Below are 19,286 nucleotides of genomic sequence, written 5' to 3'. Positions count from 1 at the left end.
GAACCCATGCTGAGGTGCCGAAGTCCGCCATCCGATAGAGCCGCAATATTTCTACGTACTGGCTCGTGTTGCTCAGTATGGGTCCCCGCTTTCGCGAGGACGACGTGCTGGAGCTAATCACCACCTACCCCGCTCCTTCTTCGACTGCTTTTTACGCGCCGCCGCATTCTGCTGCTGCAACAAAGAATCCACCCGCTCCGATGCCTCCCGCGCCAGCTGCTGGGCCAGCTCGATACTCGGGAAAAACGCCGGCATCCGGTAACCCAGCCAGGCATAGGCCGAGTACATGCGGCAGGTATCCTCGACTTCCTGCAGGTTCTGCCAGAACATTTCTTGCGGATGAGGCTGGAGCTTGCAGATTTTCTTTTTCGCCAGCGACTGCGCCCAATGCGACCAGGCGCTCTCCAGCGTCGGCACCCGGGTCGAGATCGGCACCAGCGACATCGTGAATTTTTCGGCCACCGACAGATCGAGGGTATCGAGCCACTCGGCGCGCTCGTTCTGTTCTTCCGTGATGCGCGGGTAGAAAAAGCCGTCCGGCACGTCGATGTTGTGCACGAAGCGGCGCAGCAGTTTCACCAGCGATGTTTCTCCCGTCACCGAAGCGATGCGGTGCAATTGCTCCAGCGAAGGCGCGACCGCGAAGCCGCTGGCTTTGACGGGCGGGATCTTTTCCTTCATCAGGGCGCGCATGATGTCGTGGGTATCGTCGTCGTAGCCGGCGACAAAGCCTTCCTCGTGCACGCCGTAGCGCCCGGCACGGCCGGCGATCTGCTTGGCCAGCGCGGCCGAGATCTCTTCCTCTTCATAGCCGTTGTATTTCACCGCGGTCGTCATCACGATGCGCTGGATCGGCATGTTCAGGCCCATGGCCAGGGCGTCCGTGCCCACCACGATGTCGGCCTGCCCCTCCCGGAAACGCTCGGCCTGGGCGCGCCGCACTTCCGGCGACAGATTGCCGTAGACGGTGGCCACCGACAGGCCGATTTCCGTGATCATGTCGCGCCACATCAGCACGTCGCGCCGGGAGAAGGCGATGACGGCGTCGCCGCGCCGCAGGTTTCGGATCTTGCGCACGGCGCCTGGCTCCATCGACAGCGGCGCCTTGCGCTTCAACACGTGGACTTCGAGCGGGCATTCCAGGCGTTCGGCCAGCGCCTCGATCGCGCGCCGCGCTTCCGGCGCCCCGACCAGGTAGACGGTCGAGGCCGGCGCGCCGCACACGGCCGCGGTCCAGGCGGCGCCGCGGTCGCGATCGGCCAGCATCTGGATTTCGTCGATCACCGCCACTTCTACTTTCGTCTTCGTGTCCAGCATCTCGACCGTGCTGGCGACGTGGGTCGCGTTCTCGGCCAGGCGCCGCTCTTCGCCCGTGATCAGGCTGACGGCCAGCGCTTCGCCATCCTCCTTGACCGCCCCCTGCAGGCGTTCGTAGTTTTCCAGCGCCAGCAGGCGCAGCGGCGCCAGGTAGACGCCGCTATCGGCCTGGGCCAGGTGCTCCATCGCGCGGTGGGTCTTGCCCGAGTTCGTCGGACCGAGCAGGGCGATGAAGCGACGCGCCATCTTGCTGGCGACCTCGAAGGATTGAGGATATTCCGCCAGGTTGATGCTTTCCTTGGTGCGCGCGGCGTGGCGCTCTTCCTGGTCGCGCTCGACGGCGTGCTCGAGGCGCTGATGGATGCGCTCGAACACGTATTCGGCCGGTTCCGAGGTTTCCAGTTCTTCCAGAACGTGCAGGAACAGCATCGGGTCAAAGCCGGCGTCGTCGCACTGGTCGGCGATCTCGCGGACGAATTCCTCGACCTCCTGGTTCAGGTCGTCCATGGCGTCGCGGGTGGCGCGTTCCTCGATGAGTTCGCGGCGGGCGCTTAGATCCATCTTGCGCCACTTGCTCGGCTTGGCCAGCACGCCGCGCGCCGGCACCAGGCGGTAGTCGACGTGCAGGCCGTCCACGCGCACGGCGCCGCTGAAGCGCAGGAAGACGCGCCCTTCCATCTTGACCAGTTCGGCGCCGCGCTCGTGCAGCTTCAGTTCGCGCTCGAGGAAGGCGTCGTCGTCCTGGGTTTCGTCGTCGGTAGCGGCTTGGTAACGGGGATTGCTCATGTGTAAATCATGCAATATTGAGTAGGTGTCACTATATCGCGGAAGCCCGCAGCGGCCTGTTCACGAAGGCCGGACCGCGATCTGTTGCGGCAGATACAAAAAGTTCCCGGGAATAGAAGCAGGAAGCAGAATATTATTTTCCAATAAGAAATTTTCAACTATAGTCTGGCGTTCCACCAAGGCGCGCAGGAGACTCTTCCATGAAAAACAACCGGATCGGCATGATACTCGTCGTATCGTCGCTGGCCGTGATCGCGCTCGTGATGGCTCTGCTGCTGCAGCGCCAGCAAAGCCAGCATGCGGAGCAGGTGCGCGCGCAGGGCCTGGGCATGGTGCGCTCGCTGGCGGCCTTGCCGGCCTCGGTGCTGGCACCAAGCGCGGGGCATCCCGGCGTGCTCGATTCGGTGCTGGCCTACCGCGACAATCCGGATTTCGCCTATGCCGCGGTGAGCGCCGGGAATGGCCGCAACCTGGCCGAAGTCGCCAGCCCCGGCGTCATCCTGCCGCCCGCCGCGCCGCTGGCGGTGACCGGCTTCGACGAGCGCCTGGTCGATCCGGCCAACGACCAGCGCGCGATTCGCGAATTCCGCGGCCCGCTGGCCAGTGCCGAAGGCCGCCTGCAGGTACGCATCGGCTACTTCGAGCCGCGTCCGATGGCCGCCATGAAGGACCTGCAGTTCTATGCGCTGATCGCGCTGGCCATGTTCCTGCTGGTGCCCCTCATCTATTTGACGATCAAGCGCGAGATGGCGCCGCTGACAGCGCTCGGCGAGCAGCTGGCGACCATCGCCGCGCGCCAGCCGGCCACGCTGCCCGCGGTGCAGCCGGACCAGGACGTGCGCGGCCTTGCGACCAAGCTGAATCGCTATCTCGACCAGGCCAGCAACCGCATCCGCGAGCTGGAGCAGGACAACGTGGCGAACATGGCGAGCAGCCGCCTGCTCGAATACAACAGCAACAAGATGCAGGCGGTCCTGCACTGCCTGCCGGACGGCATGCTGGTGCTGGACCAGGCCGGCGACGTCACCTTCGCCACCGGAAAGATCGAGCCGCTGCTGGGCGTGCCGGTGGACGAGGTCTTGTCGCAGCCGCTCGACACCTGGTGCCGCGACCCCGAGCTGCGCGCGATGCTGGCGCGCTTCCGCACGGCCGGCCCGGACAACCGCAGCCAGATGACGATCGAATTCAATCCGGCGCTGGTGCCGGACAAGCGTTTGTGGGTCACCGCCCAGGCGCTGCACGGCCACGCGATGGTCTATGGCACCCTGGTGGTGGTGCGCGACGCCACCCGCGAACACCTCGCGCGCCAGGCCGGCAACGACTTCGTCGCCCACGTGTCGCATGAATTGAAATCGCCGCTGAACGTGATCGGGATGTACGGCGAAATGCTGGCCGACGAAGGCGCCGCCGATCCGGCGGTGCGGGTCGAGGCGATCAACGTGATCCAGGACGAAGTCGAGCGCATGAGCTCCCTGGTCAACAACCTGCTCAACGTCAGCAAGCTGGAAATGGGCAGCATGCGCCCCGACCGCCACCGCGTCAAACTCGAGGAACTGCTGCGCGACGCGTCGCAGCAGGCGCGCGCCCGCGCCGAAGCGAAAGGCATCCGCCTCGAACTGCAGGTGGCGCGCGACATCGCCGCCGTCTCGGTGGACAAGGACCTGTTCTGCATCGCCCTGAACAACCTGCTGAACAACGCGATCAAGTACAACAAGCCGGGCGGCAGCGTGGTGCTGGCCGCCGACGAAGCCGATGGCGACGTGGTGGTGGCGGTGCGCGACAGCGGCATCGGCATGGCCCCCGAGGACCGCGCGCGCGTGACCGAGAAATTCTTCCGCGTGCGCGAAACCGGTCCGGACCAGCGCGGCGGCCATGGCCTGGGACTGTACCTGGCCAACCAGATCGTCGAGCTGCACCACGGCCGCCTGACGATCGACAGCGAGCCCGGACACGGCAGCGTGTTCTCGATCCACCTGAAGAAAATGCCCGCGCTGGTCGAGGGAGCCCACGTTTTATGAGCAAGCGCACCATCCTGATCGTCGACGACGAGGCCCACGTGATCCGCGTGCTGCGCCTGATGCTCGAGCGCGAGGGCTACGAGGTGCACAGCGCCGCCGACGGTGCCGAGGCGCTCGGCAAGATGTCCGCGCGCCTGCCCGACGTCATGGTCAGCGACATCCAGATGGACGGCATGAACGGCCGCGAACTGTGCCGCACCGTGCGCGAGCGCTATCCCGACGCCGCCTTCCCCATCCTCGTGATGACCTCGATGACCGCCAGCGCCGAGCGCGAATGGGTGCGCGGCCTCGCCAACGTCGAGTTCCTCGAAAAGCCGCTCAGCCCGCGCCAGCTGGTGGCGCGCCTGGCCAGCCATTTCGCTGCCTTATCCACCCAGCAGGAGACCCCCGATGCAAGCGCAAGCTGATGCCCTGAACAGTCTGGATATGGCGCGTTATGCGCGCTGGCTGCGCCGCATCACCGGCGCCGAGCACGAGCTGGCGCTGTGCCAGCCGTCCGGCGCGGCGGTATGGGAAAGCGCGCCGGAACGCGGCCTCGGCGCCTGGGTAGCAGCGCTGTGCGCCGAGGGCTTCGACTGGCCCTGCATCGGCGACGGCCTGCAGCGCCACGACACCGGCAGCGACACCCTGCTCTACATGGCGGTCAAGAGCCGCGGCGTCGTTATCGCTTACCTGGCGGTGCGGGTGCCCTTCGCAGACCAGGTGCCGGCCGGCTGGGACGTGCTGGCCGAGACCTTCGAGGACATCGCCGCCGGCATCGCCGACGATCTCGCCTCGAAAGTGGAACTCGACAGCATGGCGCTGGAGCTGTCCGAGCGCTATGAAGAGCTGCACCTGGTGTACGCGATCGACAAGCAGGTGCAGCAGCTCGACCCGGGCGCCGACCTGTTCCAGAAGCTGCTGCAAAGCTGGGCCGAGCACATGGACGCCGACGTCGCCGCCTTCGTCAAGCCGGGCGAGGACCTGTGCGTGCACGCGACCAATTTGTCGGCGCCGATCCACAACCTGGACCTGGTGCTGGTCGAGATGCGCGGCGACCTGTACCGCTTCACGCATTCGGCGCGCGCCCCGCTGGTCATCAACGACAGGAACGACCCGCGCCGCGCCTACATCTTCACTGACCTGCCCTTCAAGCTGCTGTGCTGCCCGGTGATCCACGACCGCAGCGTGGTCGCGATCCTGGTGCTGGTGAACCACCTGGCCAAGCCCGATTTCTCGAACAGCGACCGCAAGCTGGGCGAACTGCTGGCGAACCAGTTATCGAGCCTGTCGCGCATGTACGGCATGCTGACCGAGACCCGCAAGTTCAACGAGCAGATGGCGAACGCCCTGATCGAGGCGGTCGAAGCCAAGGACCCCTACACCCGTGGTCACTCCGAGCGCGTGCATTACATCTCGATGGAGATCGGGCGCGCCATGAACCTCGGGGCGCGCGATTCGGAAGACCTGTTCTGGGGCTCGCTGCTGCACGACGTCGGCAAGATCGGCATCCCGGACGCGGTGCTGTGCAAACCGGGCCGCCTGACCCAGGACGAATACACCTTCATCATGGTGCACCCGGAGCGCAGCTACGAAATCCTGCGCCACATCGACCGCCTGAAGGGCGCGGTGCCGGGCGCGCGCCATCACCAGGAAAAGTTCGACGGCACCGGCTATCCGCACGGGCTGAAGGGCGCCGACATCCCGCTCAACGCACGCATCATCGCGGTGGCCGACACCTACGACTCGATCACCAGCTCGCGCGCCTATCGCGCCGGCCGCAGCCACGAGGTGGCGATGGCCGAGATCGCGCGCGTGGCCGGCGTCCAGCTCGATCCCGCCATCGTGCGCGTGTTCGAGGAAGTCTGCGCCCTCGAACCGGAGTGGATCGCGCGCTTCAACATCCAGCGCACCCCGGTAGCGGCATGACCGACAGCGTCACCCGCAGCCGCATCGGCTCGATGACCTACCTGGCGCCGGCGATGGCGCTGGTGGCGAGCGACGCCATTGCCGCGGTCGAGGCGGCGGTGGCGGAATGCATCGCGCACCACCAGGTCACCATCGTGCTCGACCTGGGCAAGGTGCCGCTCTTGTCCGGCCGCGCGCTGGAACTGATGACGCGCACCGCGGCCAGGCTGGCGGCGCTGGGCGGCTGGCTCAAGCTGGCCTATCCGAGCCCGCTGCTGATGGACGTGCTGAACGTGACCGGCGTGTCCGAGCAGGTGGCGCTGTACGACGCGGCGCCCAACGCCCAGCCGGCCCCACCGCGGCCCGCGCGCAGCGGCGGCCAGCCCAAGCTGGGCGACATCCTGGTCGAGCGGGGCCTGCTGAATGCCTCGCAGGTGGCCGAAGCGGCGCGCCTGCAGGAGCAGACCGGCAAGCGCATGGGCTTCATCATGGTGGAAAAGAAGTGGCTGTCGGAAGCCGCGCTGTTCCAGGCCCTGGCCGAGCAGCTCGACCTGCCCTTCGTGAGCCTGCGCACCGGCCTGTACGACCCGGCCGCGGTGTCGCTGCTGGAACGCGAAGTGGCGCGGCGCCTGAACGTGATTCCGCTGTTCCTGGTCGAGAACACGCTGACGGTCGCCACCGGCGAGCCGCAGGCCGTGCACAGCATCGACGAGATCCGCGCCCGCACCGGCTGCCGCGTGCGGGTGGCGATGGCGCCCCCGGCCGACATCAACCGCATGCGCGACGACGCCTACGGCGGCGCGCTGCCGGACTTCGTGCACAGCGAGGCCGACGACCTGGAACTGGTCGAGAACCGCATCCCGGACGACTACACGCAGATCGACGAAATGGCCGGCGCCAGCCCGGTGATCAACATGGTCAACGCGGTGATCCAGCGTGCGATCCACGACAACGCCAGCGACATCCACATCGAAATCTCGCGCAACAAGGCGCGCATCCGCCTGCGCATCGACGGCGTCCTGTACGAGGTCATGTCGCCGCGCGTGGAGCTGCATCCGTCGATCGTCTCGCGTTTGAAGGTGATGGCGCACCTCGACATCGCCGAACGCCGCCTGCCGCAGGACGGCCGCATCCAGGTGATGACCCAGGGCCGCACGGTCGACCTGCGCTTTTCCTCGCTGCCCGGCATCTACGGCGAAAAGGTGGTGCTGCGGGTGCTCGACAAGAACCAGTCGATCCTCGACGTCGACAAGCTCGGGATGAGCGACAACACGGTCGATTCCTTCAAGCGCCTGCTGGGCCGCAGCCATGGCCTGATCCTGGTGACCGGGCCGACCGGCAGCGGCAAGACCACCAGCCTGTACGCCGCGATCAACTACCTCAAGAGCATCGAGAAGAACATCGTCACGATCGAGGACCCGGTCGAGTACCAGCTGGACATCATCAACCAGAACCAGGTCAACGACGCCATCGGCCTGTCCTTCCCGAAGATCCTCAAGCACGTGCTGCGGCAGGACCCGGACATCATCATGATCGGCGAGATCCGCGACCGCCAGACCGCGGAAATTGCGGTGCAGGCCGCGCTCACCGGGCACCTGGTGCTGACGACCCTGCACACCAACGACACCCTGGGCGCGGTGGCGCGCCTGGTCGAGATGGGAGTCGAGCCCTACCTGCTGTCGTCGGCGCTGATCGGCGTGGTGGCGCAGCGCCTGGTGCGCCGCGTCTGCCCGTCCTGCAAGACCAGCTACCTGGTGCCGCCGCAGACCGCCGGCGCCTACGGCTGGCGCGGCGAGGGCAACCTGAAGCTGCTGCGCGGACGCGGCTGCCAGTCCTGCTACGACTCCGGCTACAAGGGCCGCCTGGGCATCTACGAGCTGCTCGAAGTCGGCGCCGACCTGCAGCGCATGATCGTGGCGGACGCCGGCAAGGACGACATGGCGCGCCACGTGGCTGGCATCGGCCACCGCGACCTGTACACCGACGGTATGGAGCGCGCCTTTGCCGGCGAGACCACGCCCGAGGAAATCGCGCGGGTCGTGCACTCGCTCTAGGATAGCAAGGGAAGCAGATGGCACTCGAATGGGATGATGTACCCGCGGCCGCGCCGGCCCCGAAAAAGCCGGGTGCGCGCACCGTTTCCTGGCTCACGCCGTCCGAAGGCAAGGTCGGCAGCGCCGACCGCATGCTGTTCACCGAGCGCCTGGCGCTGCTGTTAGAGACCGGCGTGGCCCTGCACGACGCCCTGCAGGTGCTGGAAGAACAGGCGGCCAAGCCGCGCTTGAGACGCATCATCGGCGAGATCGCGGCCGACATCGTCGGCGGCCAGCGCTTTTCCGAAGCCCTGTCCAAACACCCCGACCTGTTCCCGCCCACCTACATCAACCTGATCGGCGCCAGCGAGGCCGGCGGCTTCCTGCCGCAAGTGCTGGAGCAGCTGGTCGAGCTCGACGAAAAGCAGGAAAAGCTGCGCAGCACCATCGTCTCGGCGCTGTCCTATCCGGGCTTCCTGGTCGTGTTCTCGGTCCTGGTGGTGATCTTCATCCTGGTGGTGGTGTTCCCGAAATTCTCGGTGATGTTCGGCTCGATCTACGAGGAACTGCCCTTCACTACCAAATTCCTGATCGGCGCCAGCGAGCTGCTGGTCGGGCATGGCCTGGCGCTCAGCTGCGGCGTGCTGGCGCTGCTGGTGACGGCGGTCGCCGCGCTGCGCCGGCCCGACATGCGCGAACGCCTCGACCGCCTCAAGTTGCGCGTGCCGGGTGTGCGCGACATCTTCATCAAGATCTACCTGACCCGCCTGATGCGGGTGATGGGCATTTCGCTGGAGCGCGGCGTGACGATCCTAGCGACGCTGGACGCCTGCCGCAACGTGATTCCGAACGCCGAGTTCCGCCGCTTCATCGGGCAGCTGGAAATCCAGGTTACCGAAGGCAAGGGCATCGCCGCCGGTTTCAAAGACAGCACGTTGATCCCGACCAGCGTGCGGCAGATGATCGCCACCGGCGAGGAAACCGGCACGCTGGGACGGGTGATGGGGCGGGTCGCCGACTTTTACGAGCGTGACCTGACGCGCCAGTTGAACCAGCTGGCGAAGATGGCGGAACCGGTGATGCTGCTGGTGATGGGCGTACTGGTCGGAACTATTGTCACTTCGATCATCCTGCCTATTTTCAAAATGTCACGGGCTGTGCATTAAAAAAGACAAGTTGTAAAACTTAATGCGGCTGGGCAATTAAAGTAGTAGACGTTCATGTTACTCTTCGTTGCACTAGGTTAAGCATTTGCGCCTCTGGCGCTGAATCCATTTCATTACAAAAATCATGACGACCACCACCTTCCGCCGTCGCGCCGCCAAGGGCTTCACACTTATCGAACTTCTGATCGTCGTGATCATCATTGCGATCCTGGCGGCGATTGCGATTCCGCAGTTTTCGAATACCTCGGGCGATGCGCAGGAGTCGGCGGCCATTGCTAACTTGACGACCATGCGTTCTGCGGTCGAGTTGTACCGCATCCAGCATAACAATACTTATCCGAGCACTTTCGGCACCGGCACCGCACCGGCATGCACCGGCACTGCCGGCAAAGGCACTGCCGGCCAGGCAGCAACCTTCACGGAACAAATGACCCAGTTTACTGACGCCACCGGTCACGTTTGCAGCATTGCATCGCCTGGTTACAGCTATGGTCCGTACATGCGTGCAATCCCGGTCGAGCCGATCACGAATGCCGCCGACGTAACCATTGCGACTAGCGACACCGACCAAGCGGCTGACGATGCCACTACTAAAGGCTGGCGTTTCGTCAACGTGAACGGCAAGACCCAAATCAATACCACCAGGCTGGCCCGCGACGGCAAAACCAAGCTGTCGGATAAATAAAGCAACCTTCACCACCGTGCCACCTCGCCCTGCCCTTCGGCATGCCGGTGTCACGCTGGTAGAACTGCTGGCCGTCATCGCCATCATCGCCCTGGTGGCGGCCATCGCAATACCCCAGGCGACCTCGGTGTCGCCCGCCGTCGCCGACGCGGCCGCCGTCGAAATCGCCCACGCCATCCGCTTCGCCCAGCGCGAAGCGGCGCGCACCGGCAAGTACCACGTGGCCGAGATCGATCCGGTCAAGCAAACGGTCCGCGTCTACCGCCTCGCCGGCACGACGACCGTTGACGAAGATATCAATAACCCCGTCATGCACCCTGTCGACAAAGTCCCCTATCGCATCACGCTGGCCGGCAACGCCGCCACGCGCGCGGTCGTCGCCAGCTCGGTGTTCATCTACGGTAGCGACACCACCACCGACGTCACTTTCGGCGCCGACGGTAGCCCGGTCGACGTCAATTTCGTCAAGGGCAAGGTCAGCACGTCCGCGCTCAGCGCCGACGGCGTGGTGCGCCTGCAGCTTGGCGCCGTGCAGCGCACTGTCACGGTCGACAAGACGACCGGCAGGGTCACGCTGTGAAACGCGCCGCCGATCCCGCGACCGGGTTTGCCTATATCGAGGTGCTGGTCGCCGTCCTGCTGCTGGCGCTGTGCGCCCTGCCGGCAGCCAACGCCATCCAGAACGGACTGGCGGCGGCCAGTGCCGCACCGACCCGCGCGAAGGCATTGCGCTGCATGCGCGACAAGATGGAAGCGGTACTGGCCGAACCGTATGACAAGCTGCTGGCGGCGCAGAACGGCAACCAGAAGACCAGCTATTCCGAGAACGCGGACGGCGGCTGCGTCGAGCGCCGGGTCTATATCGACGTCTACAAACAGGACGGCTTTGGCGTGACTGCCAGCGCGACCGCACTGCTGCGCGTGGACGTGGTGTCGCCCGACACCAGCTATTCCTTCACCTCGCTGGTGGCGCCATGAAGCGTCAATCCGGCTTCAGCCTGATCGAACTGCTACTGGCGCTGGCCCTCACGGCGGCGATCATGGTGCCGCTGGTCGGGCTGGTGAGCACAACGGCGGCCGCCTCCAGCCACACCGGTCCGCGTTTCGAGCTGGAACGCCAGGCCGACTTCGCGGTGCAGCGCATTGCCGCCCAGTTGCGTGGCGGCGCGCCGACCACCAATTACACCGTCAGCGGCGGCAAGCTGATCGAGACGAACGGCACGGTGACGAGCACCCTGGCCGACTCGGTGACGGCCTTCAGCCAGACCATGCCGGTCAACGCCGTCGGCCAGCAGCTAGTGCAGGTCAGCCTGACCCTGACGCGCGGCGGCGCCAGCGCCACCGCCGTGGCCACGGTCCGCGCCGGAGGGCCGCGCTGATGATCCGGCGAACGGATGGTTTCCTGCTGCTGCCGGTGGCGCTGACCCTGGTGGCCGTTGGCGCCATGGCCTATGCGATGACGCGCGATGCCGGCATGAACGTCACCAATGTCGACGCCGAATACGACATCGAGGTCGCGCGTTACCTGGCCGAGTCGGCCGTCAACCTGGCGCGCTGGAACAACAACAAGACGAACTGCGACAGCCACGCCGCCACCTTCAACCCGACCTCGCTGTACCGCTACAACCTGGCCAAGGGCAGCGTCGGCACCACGGCGGCCGACCTGGTCGGCACCATGACCTTGAACGGCATTTCCGTCGTCGGCAACAACAGCAACAACGACAAGAACAGCATCACGGTCGACGTCAGCAGCGCCACCACCGCGACACCGGCAGGATCGCAGCGGATCGTGCGCACCGTGTACCGCTACAACCTCACCAACTTGCGGACGACCACGATCAGCGGCAACGGCGCCGGCGCCAATACCACCATCTCGACCACCAACACGACGCCGCAAGGCACGATGGCGTACATGGAGTTGACCGATAACGGTCTCGGCGACCAATCCTATGGCCTGCTGCGCTTCAACCTGACTGCCTTGCCGCGCAACGCGCTGGTCAGGGATGCCACTCTCAGACTCAAGCGCATCAGCGGCGAATTTACTCCGCTATCTACCCGCCAGCTCGACATCCAGCGTATTACCAGCGCCTGGGATCCAGAGACGGCGGTCTGGTCTCTGCCCTGGTCCAAACCTGGCGGCGATGTTGCGACCGTATCCATCGACAGCAGCCTGATTGGTCTCGACGGCTATTACTACTTCCCGCGCCTCGATGCCCTGGTTGCCGGTTGGATGGATGGAACCTTGCCGAACAACGGCGTACTGCTCAAACCGACCAACCTGAACAAGTCGCGCTTCGCCGCATTCACAAGCGGCGACTCCGACGGCCCCCAGCTGACCGTCAACTACTACGAGCGTTGCAACTGAAACGAGTGACGATCATGAAGATACCAGCAGCGACAATGATGAACGAACTGTCCAGCGCATGGTCATGCACGGCCTTCCGCGCGCCCGGCCTGCGCGAATACGCCGAGCCGGTGATCACCGAGGAGACGCGCCGCGGCGTGGCCCTGCTCAGCTTCGTGGCCCTGCTCTACCTGGGCCTGGCCACGACCATGTGCGCCGCCTTCAAGCTGGGCAGCTCCTACACCTACACCTATTCGCTGCTGTGCGCGCTCGCGCTGCACATCGGCCTGTCGAGCGGGAAGGTGAGCCACCTGCGCGAACTGTATCTGCTGGCGATGCTGCTGCTGGTCGCCTGCGGCTCCTCGCTGGTGCTGCTGGCGCAGCAGTCCGGCCAGCTGCACGCGATCCTGCTGCTGAGCGTGGCGGTGCTGATCATGCTGGTGCCGGTGGTGCCGTGGGGGCTGCGCGAAGCGGTGCTGACCATTGGCGCGATCTACCTGATGTTCACCGCCTCGACCTGGCTGAGCCGCGTGCGCTTTGCCACGCTCGACCTGTGGGTGCTGCAATGCCTGATGCTGATCGCGGCGCTGATCTCGCTGGCGCTGGTGGCGCGTGCGCTGGGCGTGCGCAAGCACGACCTGGCGCTGCGCTTCCGCCTCGAGCAGGCGCAGCGCGACCTGACCGAAATGCTCAACCGCGATCATCTCACCGGCGCCTGGAACCGCCGCCACATCGAGCGCGACTTCGAGCGCGCCGTCGCCCGCCATCACGCGGCCGGCGTGCAAAGCTATTTCGGCCTGTTCGATATCGACCGCTTCAAGGCCATCAACGACACCTTCGGCCACAGCCGCGGCGACGCCGTCCTGCGCGCGGTGCAAGCCGCCTTCTCTCACCTGTCGGGCGCCGACGAATACCTGGCCCGCCTCGGCGGCGACGAGTTCGCCCTGCTGATGTGCGGACCGGAGGTGCCGGCGCGGATCGGCGCGGCGCTGGCCTCGGTGACGGCCAAGATGGACAGCCCGCTGCCCGGCGCCGCGGCGCCGACCGTCAGCCTGGGCCTGATCGCCCTCCCGGTGCGCGATTGCCCGTCCTTCGACCAGGCCTACCGGCTGGCCGACGAACTGCTGTACCAGGCCAAGCGCGCGGGCGGCGACACGATCCTGTGCGGCCAGCCGAAGGGGGAATCCGCATGATGGCGAGTTTGCGCAGCCTGTTCGGGAAAGCGGCGGCGGGCAAGTCCGGTGCGCCGATCGGCGTCGACTTCGCGGCCCAGCGCCTGAACATGCTGCAGATCGAAGAAGACGGCGCGCAAGCCGGCGCGGCGCCGCTGGTGCGCGCCGCGGTCTCCCTGCCCTACCCGCTCGAACGCGCCCAGTTGCTGGCCGACCCGCGCGCCCTGAAAAACCTGGTGCGCGAGGCGCTGGCCGGCGGCGACTTTACAGGACGGCGCGTGGTGGCCGCGCTGCCGCCGTCCGAGGTGCGCATCCTGCCGCTGACGGTGCACGTCGCGGCCGGGCAGAGCGAACAGCAGGCGGTGGCGAAGGTCGTGCGCGACCAGCTCGGCGCCGCCGCGCTCGAATCGGTGGTCGACTATTACCAGGTGCGCAGCGCCGACGCATCCAGTTCGGAACGCCAGGTGCTGGCGGCCGTGGCTTCGAACACGCACGTCCACGCCTACCTCGATGCCCTGCGCGGCGCCGGCCTGGAGCCGGTGGCCCTGGATATCGGACCGGCCGCCATCGCGCGCCTGCTGGCGGCGATGCAGGAAGACTACGAGCAGTCGGTCCTGCTGGTCAACTTCGGCGCCAGCAAGAGCTTCCTCACCGTGATCTGGGGCCGCCGCCTGATGCTCGACCGCGAGGTCGACTTCGGCGAGGCCCAGCTGGTCGACAAGCTGGCGCGGGCGCTCGGCCTGAGCCCCGAGGTGGCGCTGACGCTGCTGCGCGAGCATGGCGTCGGCAGCGCCGAGCGCGTGCCGCAACCGGGCGCCGGGCCGCAGACCGACATCGGCCGCACGATCCGCGAAATCCTCTACCAGGAATTCGCCGCGCTGGCGGAAGAACTGGTGCGCACCCAGGTGTACGTCGCCTCGCGCACGCGCGGCAGCGCCCTGAGCCGGGTCTACCTGAACGGCAGCGTGGCGCGCTATCCGCACATCCGGCCACGCATGGAGGAGCTGGTGCGGCTGCCGGTCGAGATCCTCGACCCGTTCCGCGCCTTCCGCACGGCGCCCTCTTTCACACCAACCTTTACAGTCGCGCAGGGCATTGCATTGGCAGCCGGGCTGGCCCTGCGCGGGAGAAGCCATGGCTGATATCGACATGATCCCGCGCAGTTACCGCGATGCGCAGCGGGTACGGCGTACGCTGGCGGCCTACGGCGCCGCGCTGGCGGTGCTGGCCGTCGCCGGCGGCGGCGCCAGCATGCTGCTGCGCTGGCGCGTGGCCATGGAAACCCCGCAGCTCGACCGCATGCGCAGCGATTCGGCGCTGGCCGGGACGCTGCGCACCCAGTTGATCGGCGCGCAGCAGCGCAAGGATGCCCTGGCCGGCGACGTCGACGCGCTGGCGCTGCTGCGCGGCGCCGGCGACACGGCCAGCCTGGCGCGTGTGCTCGACGGCACCCTCAACGACAAGGTCTGGATCGAACAGCTGCGCTTCGTCCGCACGCGGGAAGCGCTGCGCGAACCGCTGCCCTCGCCCCTGCCGCCGGGGACCGTGCGCAGTAACCAGGCGCAGGGGCAGCCGCAGACCTGGCAGCTCGCCAGCCATTTCGAACTGTCCGGCCAGGCGCTCGACCATCGCGCGATGACCGACTTCCTGGGTGCGCTGGCGGCGCACCCGGGGCTGGGCCAGGTGCGCTTCCTGAACAGCAGCGAGGCGCCGGCTGAAGAAGGCGGCGCGGTGGCCTTCGGCGCCGCCGCGACACTGGTGAAACGCAAGGAGACGCCATGAAGCAGGACTGGCTCCGTAAGGCCGGCGCCATGCCGGCGCGCCAATTGCACCTGCTGGGCGGCGGTGTGCTCTTGATTGTCGCCGCCGCACTGTGGTTCTACGCGCTGCGCGCCCCGCTGGCGACCCTGCGCTCGGTGCGCGCCGAACAGGCGACCCTGGAAACGGCGGCCGGCGATCCGCGCCTGCTGGCCGCGCAGCTGGCCGCCCTCGACACCGACACGCGCGCACTCGTGCAGCGCGCCGGCGGCGTTCCCGGACGCAGCGCCACGCAGCAGACGGTGAGCGTGCTCGGCGAGATCGGCGCCCTGGCCCAGGCCCACGGCCTGCGCCTGCACAGTGCACAGCCGGCACCGGAACAGCAGGTCCTGTCCTTCACCGAAGCCGGCTTCGACATCGATGCCAGCGGCAGCTATGCGAATCTGCTGGCGTGGATGCAGGCCATCGAAAAATCGCCGGCCGGTCTGTCGATCGCCAGCTTCGACATGCATGCTGCGCAGGCGCCCGGCCAGGTCGACATGAAAATCCGCATCGCCGCATTCCGGCCGCAGGAGAAGAAGCCATGAAGTACCTGATCCTCGCCGCCCTGGCGATACTGGCCGCCGCGCCGGCGCAGGCCGGGCGCGATCCGTTTGCCCGCCCCGCCCTGCCCGCACGCATCCCCACGGACGCGCAAGCCCAGGCGCCGGCCGAACCGGCTGTGCGGCCGCAGCTGCGCGCGATCATGGTGGCGCCAGGCCAGTCGCTGGCCAACATCAGCGGCCACATCCTGGCGGAAGGCGAATGGTTCGGCGACTACCGGGTCGTCAAGATACGCGAACGCAGCGTCACGCTGGCCACCAGGGGTGGCGCGAAAAGCGAACTGGCGCTGGAGCGGATGGAATACAAATGAAGAAGACGAGCATGAAACGACTATTCCTGGCGACGGCTGCGGCCTGCGCCTTCGGCAGCGCGCACGCCGCCACCGGCCAGGCGCCGCTCAGCCCACCGGCCACGCCCGGCGCCAACGGCGCGCCCGCTGCCGCCACCGGCGGCGCCAGCTCCTTCGTGTTCCGCGACACCCCGATCGCCGAGCTGTTCGAAATGATCTCGCGGCACGAGCGCATCAACATCGTGCTCGGCAAGGGCGTGGGTGGCAACGTCGCCGTCAGCCTGTACGACATGACGCCGCACCAGGCCATCTACGCGATCGCCGAAGCCGGCGGCTACCAGGTGATCGCGCGCGACAAGGGCTACATGATCGTCACGCCGACCCAGGGGGCGCTTGAAGGTCCGGCGCCGGCGCAGATGGAAGTGAAAGCGCTGAAGGTGCTGTACTCGGAGCCGCAGCTGGTGGCCGACATCCTCGCCAAGCACGTCGGCCGCGGCGGCAAGGTGACGGTGATGCCGGGGCGTCGCATGGTGGTGGTCGAGGATACGCCGGAAGGCATGAAGCGCATCGTGGCGCTGCTGCGCGAGATCGACTCGCAGCCGCAGCAGATCATGATCGAAGCGAAGATCCTCGAGATCACGCTGGACGACACCGAGACCTTCGGCATCGACTGGAGCAAGATCCTGAGCGCCGACGGCACCAACCGCATCGGCATCGGCGGCCTGACGAATCCGACCAATCCCGGGCTGTTCTTCAACTACGTGAACAAGAACGTCGAGGTCTACCTGAATGCCCTCAGCAACAAGGGCCGCGTGCGCACCCTGGCCACGCCCAAGCTGCTGACGCTGGAAAATCAGGAAGCCTCGACCAATATCGGCGACAAGCTCGGCTACCGCCTGACCACGACCATCAACAACGTCACCAGCGAATCGATCCAGTTTCTGGAAACCGGCGTGATCCTGCGCGTGATCCCGACCGTCGACGCCGACGGCAGGATCACCCTGCGCGTGCGCCCGGAAGTGAGTTCGGGCTCGGTGCTGGGCGGGATCCCGTCCAAGAAGACGACCGAAGTCAGCACCCAGCTGGTGGCCGAGAACGGCCAGTCGATCCTGATCGCGGGCCTGATCAAGGCCAGCGCCGGCAAGCGCCGCAACGGCGTGCCCCTGCTCGGCGACATCCCGGGCGTGGGCAACCTGTTCGCCAACAAGGAAGAGATCAACAGCTCGACCGAGACCATCGTCCTGATCACGCCGCGCATCGTGAGCACCCATCCGGACGAGGCGGATGCGCGGACGATCGAGCGGATCGAGCAAACGGGTAGGGAAATCGAGAAGGAAATGGAAGCGCCGCAGAAGCTGCGCTAGAAACACGCGGTTCCCACGCTTACCACGTCGTTCCCGCGAAAGCGGGAACCCATACTGAGCCACTAGTCACGCGGCGTATGGGTCCCCGCTTTCGCGAGGACGACGTTAATGAAAATCAGGCCGCCACACCCGCCTCATGCGCCTGCTGGTCCGCATGGTACGAAGAACGCACCATCGCACCCACGGCGGCGTGCACGAAGCCCATCTCATAGGCCTTCTCTTCGAACATCTTGAAGGTGTCCGGATGCACGTAGCGGCGCACCGGCAGGTGCGAGTTCGACGGCGCCAGGTACTGGCCGATGGTCAGCATATCGATGTCGTGGGCGCGCATGTCGCGCATGACTTCGAGGATCTCCTCGTCGGTCTCGCCCAGGCCCACCATCAGGCCGGATTTCGTCACGGCGCTTGGATACTTGGCCTTGAACTGCTTCAGCAGCTCGAGCGAGTGCTGGTAGTCGGCGCCCGGGCGCGCTTCCTTGTACAGGCGCGGCACGGTTTCCAGGTTGTGGTTCATGACGTCCGGCAGGCCATCGGCGAAGATGTTCAGGGCCTTTTCCAGGCGGCCGCGGAAGTCCGGCACCAGCACTTCGATCTTGGTGTTCGGGGACAGGGCGCGGGTCTTGGTGATGCACTCGACGAAGTGGCCGGCGCCGCCGTCGCGCAGGTCGTCGCGGTCGACCGAGGTGATCACCACGTAGGACAGGCGCAGGTCGGCGATGGTCTTGGCCAGGTTGCCCGGCTCGTTGACGTCCAGCGGATCCGGACGGCCGTGGCCGACGTCGCAGAACGGGCAGCGGCGGGTGCACTTGTCGCCCATGATCATGAAGGTGGCGGTGCCCTTGCCGAAGCATTCGCCGATGTTCGGGCAGCTGGCTTCTTCGCAGACGGTGACGAGGTTATTCGCGCGCAGGATGTCCTTGATCTCGTAGAAGCGCGAGGAGGCGGTGGCGGCCTTCACGCGGATCCAGTCCGGCTTTTTCAGGCGCTCGTGCTGCTCGATCGGCACGATCTTGATCGGGATGCGCGAGGTCTTGTCCGCGCCCTTCTGCTTGGCGCTGGCGTTGTAGGCAGCTTCTGCGGCGTTGCCGGTATCGATTTCGGAAGTCATGTGCTCTTTACCCCGCTAGGGTCTCGGTTGGTTTGTTCGTTGCGGACAGATGGCTGGCCAGGGCCTGCGCCAATGCCTGCTGGACGTCGGCCAGCGGCGCTTCCACACCCATGCTGCGCATGTCCACCGTGGCCAGCCCGGAATAGCCGCACGGGTTGATCCAGGTGAAGGGGGACAGGTCCATCGCCACGTTCAGCGATACGCCGTGGTAGGTGCAGCCGTTGCCGCGCACTTTCAGGCCGAGGGCGGCGATCTTGGCGCCGCGGCAACGGCCTTCGGCAATGTAGATGCCGGGCGCGCCTTCGACGCGTTCACCCGCCAGATTATACGCCGCCAGCACATCGATGACCGCCTGCTCGATCTTGTTCACGAACTGGCGCGCATACAGTTTGCCGCCCGGTTTGTTGCGGCGCAGGTCCATCAGCAGGTAGATCACGACCTGGCCGGGGCCGTGGTAGGTCACTTCGCCGCCTCGGTCGGTCTGCACCACGGGGATGGCGTGCGCATTCAGGACGTGGCCGGGGTCGGCGCCGAGGCCGAGCGTGTACACCGGCGGATGCTCGACGATCCAGAGTTCGTCGGGGGTGTCGGGCGTGCGCGCGTCCGTGAAGGCACGCATGGCGGCGAAGACGGTGTCGTAATCGGCGCGGCCGAGCTCACGAATCAGCGGGCTGGTGGTGAGCGGGCCGGCAGGGCGGGTCGCTTGCATGGAAACTGTGGGGACAGGAATGGGATGCCTCGACATTATAAGCCAGG

At 66.4% G+C, this 19,286-nt stretch carries 19 protein-coding genes; 16 read left to right on the top strand and 3 right to left on the bottom strand.

The features are described 5' to 3' along the window. Positions 1-117: 117 nt before the first annotated feature. The gene (locus LQV39_RS14685) at positions 118-2,103 is read right to left on the bottom strand and encodes a helicase-related protein (protein WP_230026875.1); all 1,986 of its coding nucleotides are present in this window, start codon (positions 2,101-2,103) and stop codon (positions 118-120) included. A 200-nt stretch (positions 2,104-2,303) separates the two neighbouring features. Between LQV39_RS14685 and LQV39_RS14680 the strand changes: the two genes are divergently transcribed. The 16 genes from LQV39_RS14680 to LQV39_RS14605 all read left to right on the top strand — a co-directional run bounded on the left by LQV39_RS14680 (position 2,304) and on the right by LQV39_RS14605 (position 17,422). Further along, entirely contained in the window at positions 2,304-4,121 is a 1,818-nt protein-coding gene (locus LQV39_RS14680) for a sensor histidine kinase (protein WP_230026874.1), read from the top strand. Next, complete coding sequence (locus tag LQV39_RS14675) at positions 4,118-4,528, top strand: response regulator (RefSeq protein ID WP_230026873.1); 411 nt, start codon at positions 4,118-4,120, stop codon at positions 4,526-4,528. Before LQV39_RS14680 ends, LQV39_RS14675 begins: the two co-directional genes overlap by 4 nt. Next, positions 4,512-6,029 (top strand): HD domain-containing phosphohydrolase, encoded by a 1,518-nt coding sequence (locus tag LQV39_RS14670; protein ID WP_230026872.1) that lies wholly within the window; start codon positions 4,512-4,514, stop codon positions 6,027-6,029. The genes LQV39_RS14675 and LQV39_RS14670 overlap by 17 nt, the downstream gene beginning before the upstream one ends. Further along, complete coding sequence (locus LQV39_RS14665; protein ID WP_230026871.1) at positions 6,026-8,062, top strand: type II/IV secretion system protein; 2,037 nt, start codon at positions 6,026-6,028, stop codon at positions 8,060-8,062. The genes LQV39_RS14670 and LQV39_RS14665 overlap by 4 nt, the downstream gene beginning before the upstream one ends. Positions 8,063-8,079: 17 nt before the next feature. Beyond that, the gene (locus tag LQV39_RS14660) at positions 8,080-9,207 is read left to right on the top strand and encodes a type II secretion system F family protein (protein WP_230026870.1); all 1,128 of its coding nucleotides are present in this window, start codon (positions 8,080-8,082) and stop codon (positions 9,205-9,207) included. Positions 9,208-9,331: 124 nt separating this feature from the next. Further along, complete coding sequence (locus tag LQV39_RS26410; RefSeq protein WP_290368590.1) at positions 9,332-9,892, top strand: prepilin-type N-terminal cleavage/methylation domain-containing protein; 561 nt, start codon at positions 9,332-9,334, stop codon at positions 9,890-9,892. A 16-nt stretch (positions 9,893-9,908) separates the two neighbouring features. Continuing rightward, a complete protein-coding gene (locus tag LQV39_RS14650) occupies positions 9,909-10,472 on the top strand; it encodes a prepilin-type N-terminal cleavage/methylation domain-containing protein (RefSeq protein ID WP_230026869.1) in 564 nt (187 codons plus the stop codon). Continuing rightward, the gene (locus tag LQV39_RS14645; RefSeq protein WP_230026868.1) at positions 10,469-10,870 is read left to right on the top strand and encodes a hypothetical protein; all 402 of its coding nucleotides are present in this window, start codon (positions 10,469-10,471) and stop codon (positions 10,868-10,870) included. Before LQV39_RS14650 ends, LQV39_RS14645 begins: the two co-directional genes overlap by 4 nt. Beyond that, positions 10,867-11,271: a prepilin-type N-terminal cleavage/methylation domain-containing protein gene (locus LQV39_RS14640; RefSeq protein ID WP_230026867.1), complete on the top strand. Its 405-nt coding sequence runs from the start codon at positions 10,867-10,869 to the stop codon at positions 11,269-11,271. The genes LQV39_RS14645 and LQV39_RS14640 overlap by 4 nt, the downstream gene beginning before the upstream one ends. Continuing rightward, complete coding sequence (locus LQV39_RS14635; RefSeq protein WP_230026866.1) at positions 11,271-12,257, top strand: DNRLRE domain-containing protein; 987 nt, start codon at positions 11,271-11,273, stop codon at positions 12,255-12,257. Before LQV39_RS14640 ends, LQV39_RS14635 begins: the two co-directional genes overlap by 1 nt. A gap of 14 nt (positions 12,258-12,271) precedes the next feature. Continuing rightward, positions 12,272-13,429 carry a GGDEF domain-containing protein gene (locus LQV39_RS14630; RefSeq protein WP_230026865.1) on the top strand — a complete coding sequence of 386 codons (1,158 nt, stop codon included), beginning with the start codon at positions 12,272-12,274 and terminating at the stop codon, positions 13,427-13,429. Continuing rightward, positions 13,426-14,550, top strand: a complete 1,125-nt coding sequence (pilM, locus tag LQV39_RS14625; RefSeq protein WP_230026864.1) for a pilus assembly protein PilM — start codon at positions 13,426-13,428, stop codon at positions 14,548-14,550. Before LQV39_RS14630 ends, pilM begins: the two co-directional genes overlap by 4 nt. After that, on the top strand, positions 14,543-15,190 hold the full coding sequence (locus tag LQV39_RS14620; RefSeq protein ID WP_230026863.1) for a hypothetical protein: 648 nt from the start codon (positions 14,543-14,545) through the stop codon (positions 15,188-15,190). Before pilM ends, LQV39_RS14620 begins: the two co-directional genes overlap by 8 nt. Further along, positions 15,187-15,753: a type 4a pilus biogenesis protein PilO gene (gene pilO / locus LQV39_RS14615; protein ID WP_230026862.1), complete on the top strand. Its 567-nt coding sequence runs from the start codon at positions 15,187-15,189 to the stop codon at positions 15,751-15,753. The genes LQV39_RS14620 and pilO overlap by 4 nt, the downstream gene beginning before the upstream one ends. Next, entirely contained in the window at positions 15,750-16,079 is a 330-nt protein-coding gene (locus LQV39_RS14610) for a hypothetical protein (protein WP_230026861.1), read from the top strand. The genes pilO and LQV39_RS14610 overlap by 4 nt, the downstream gene beginning before the upstream one ends. Before the next feature lie 11 nt (positions 16,080-16,090). After that, entirely contained in the window at positions 16,091-17,422 is a 1,332-nt protein-coding gene (locus LQV39_RS14605; protein WP_230026860.1) for a type II secretion system protein GspD, read from the top strand. Between the two features lie 115 nt (positions 17,423-17,537). On the opposite strand, the gene lipA is transcribed toward LQV39_RS14605, so the two are convergent. Both lipA and lipB read right to left on the bottom strand, forming a co-directional pair. Then, positions 17,538-18,530: a lipoyl synthase gene (gene lipA, locus LQV39_RS14600; RefSeq protein ID WP_230026859.1), complete on the bottom strand. Its 993-nt coding sequence runs from the start codon at positions 18,528-18,530 to the stop codon at positions 17,538-17,540. Positions 18,531-18,537: 7 nt separating this feature from the next. Continuing rightward, a complete protein-coding gene (gene lipB / locus LQV39_RS14595; protein WP_374199432.1) occupies positions 18,538-19,275 on the bottom strand; it encodes a lipoyl(octanoyl) transferase LipB in 738 nt (245 codons plus the stop codon). Positions 19,276-19,286: the final 11 nt, after the last annotated feature.

It is taken from the genome of Massilia sp. Bi118 (assembly GCF_918697865.1).
GTDB lineage: Bacteria > Pseudomonadota > Gammaproteobacteria > Burkholderiales > Burkholderiaceae_D > Telluria.
The sequence above is the reverse complement of the archived record's forward strand: the minus strand, read 5'-3'. Positions and strand labels throughout refer to the sequence as shown.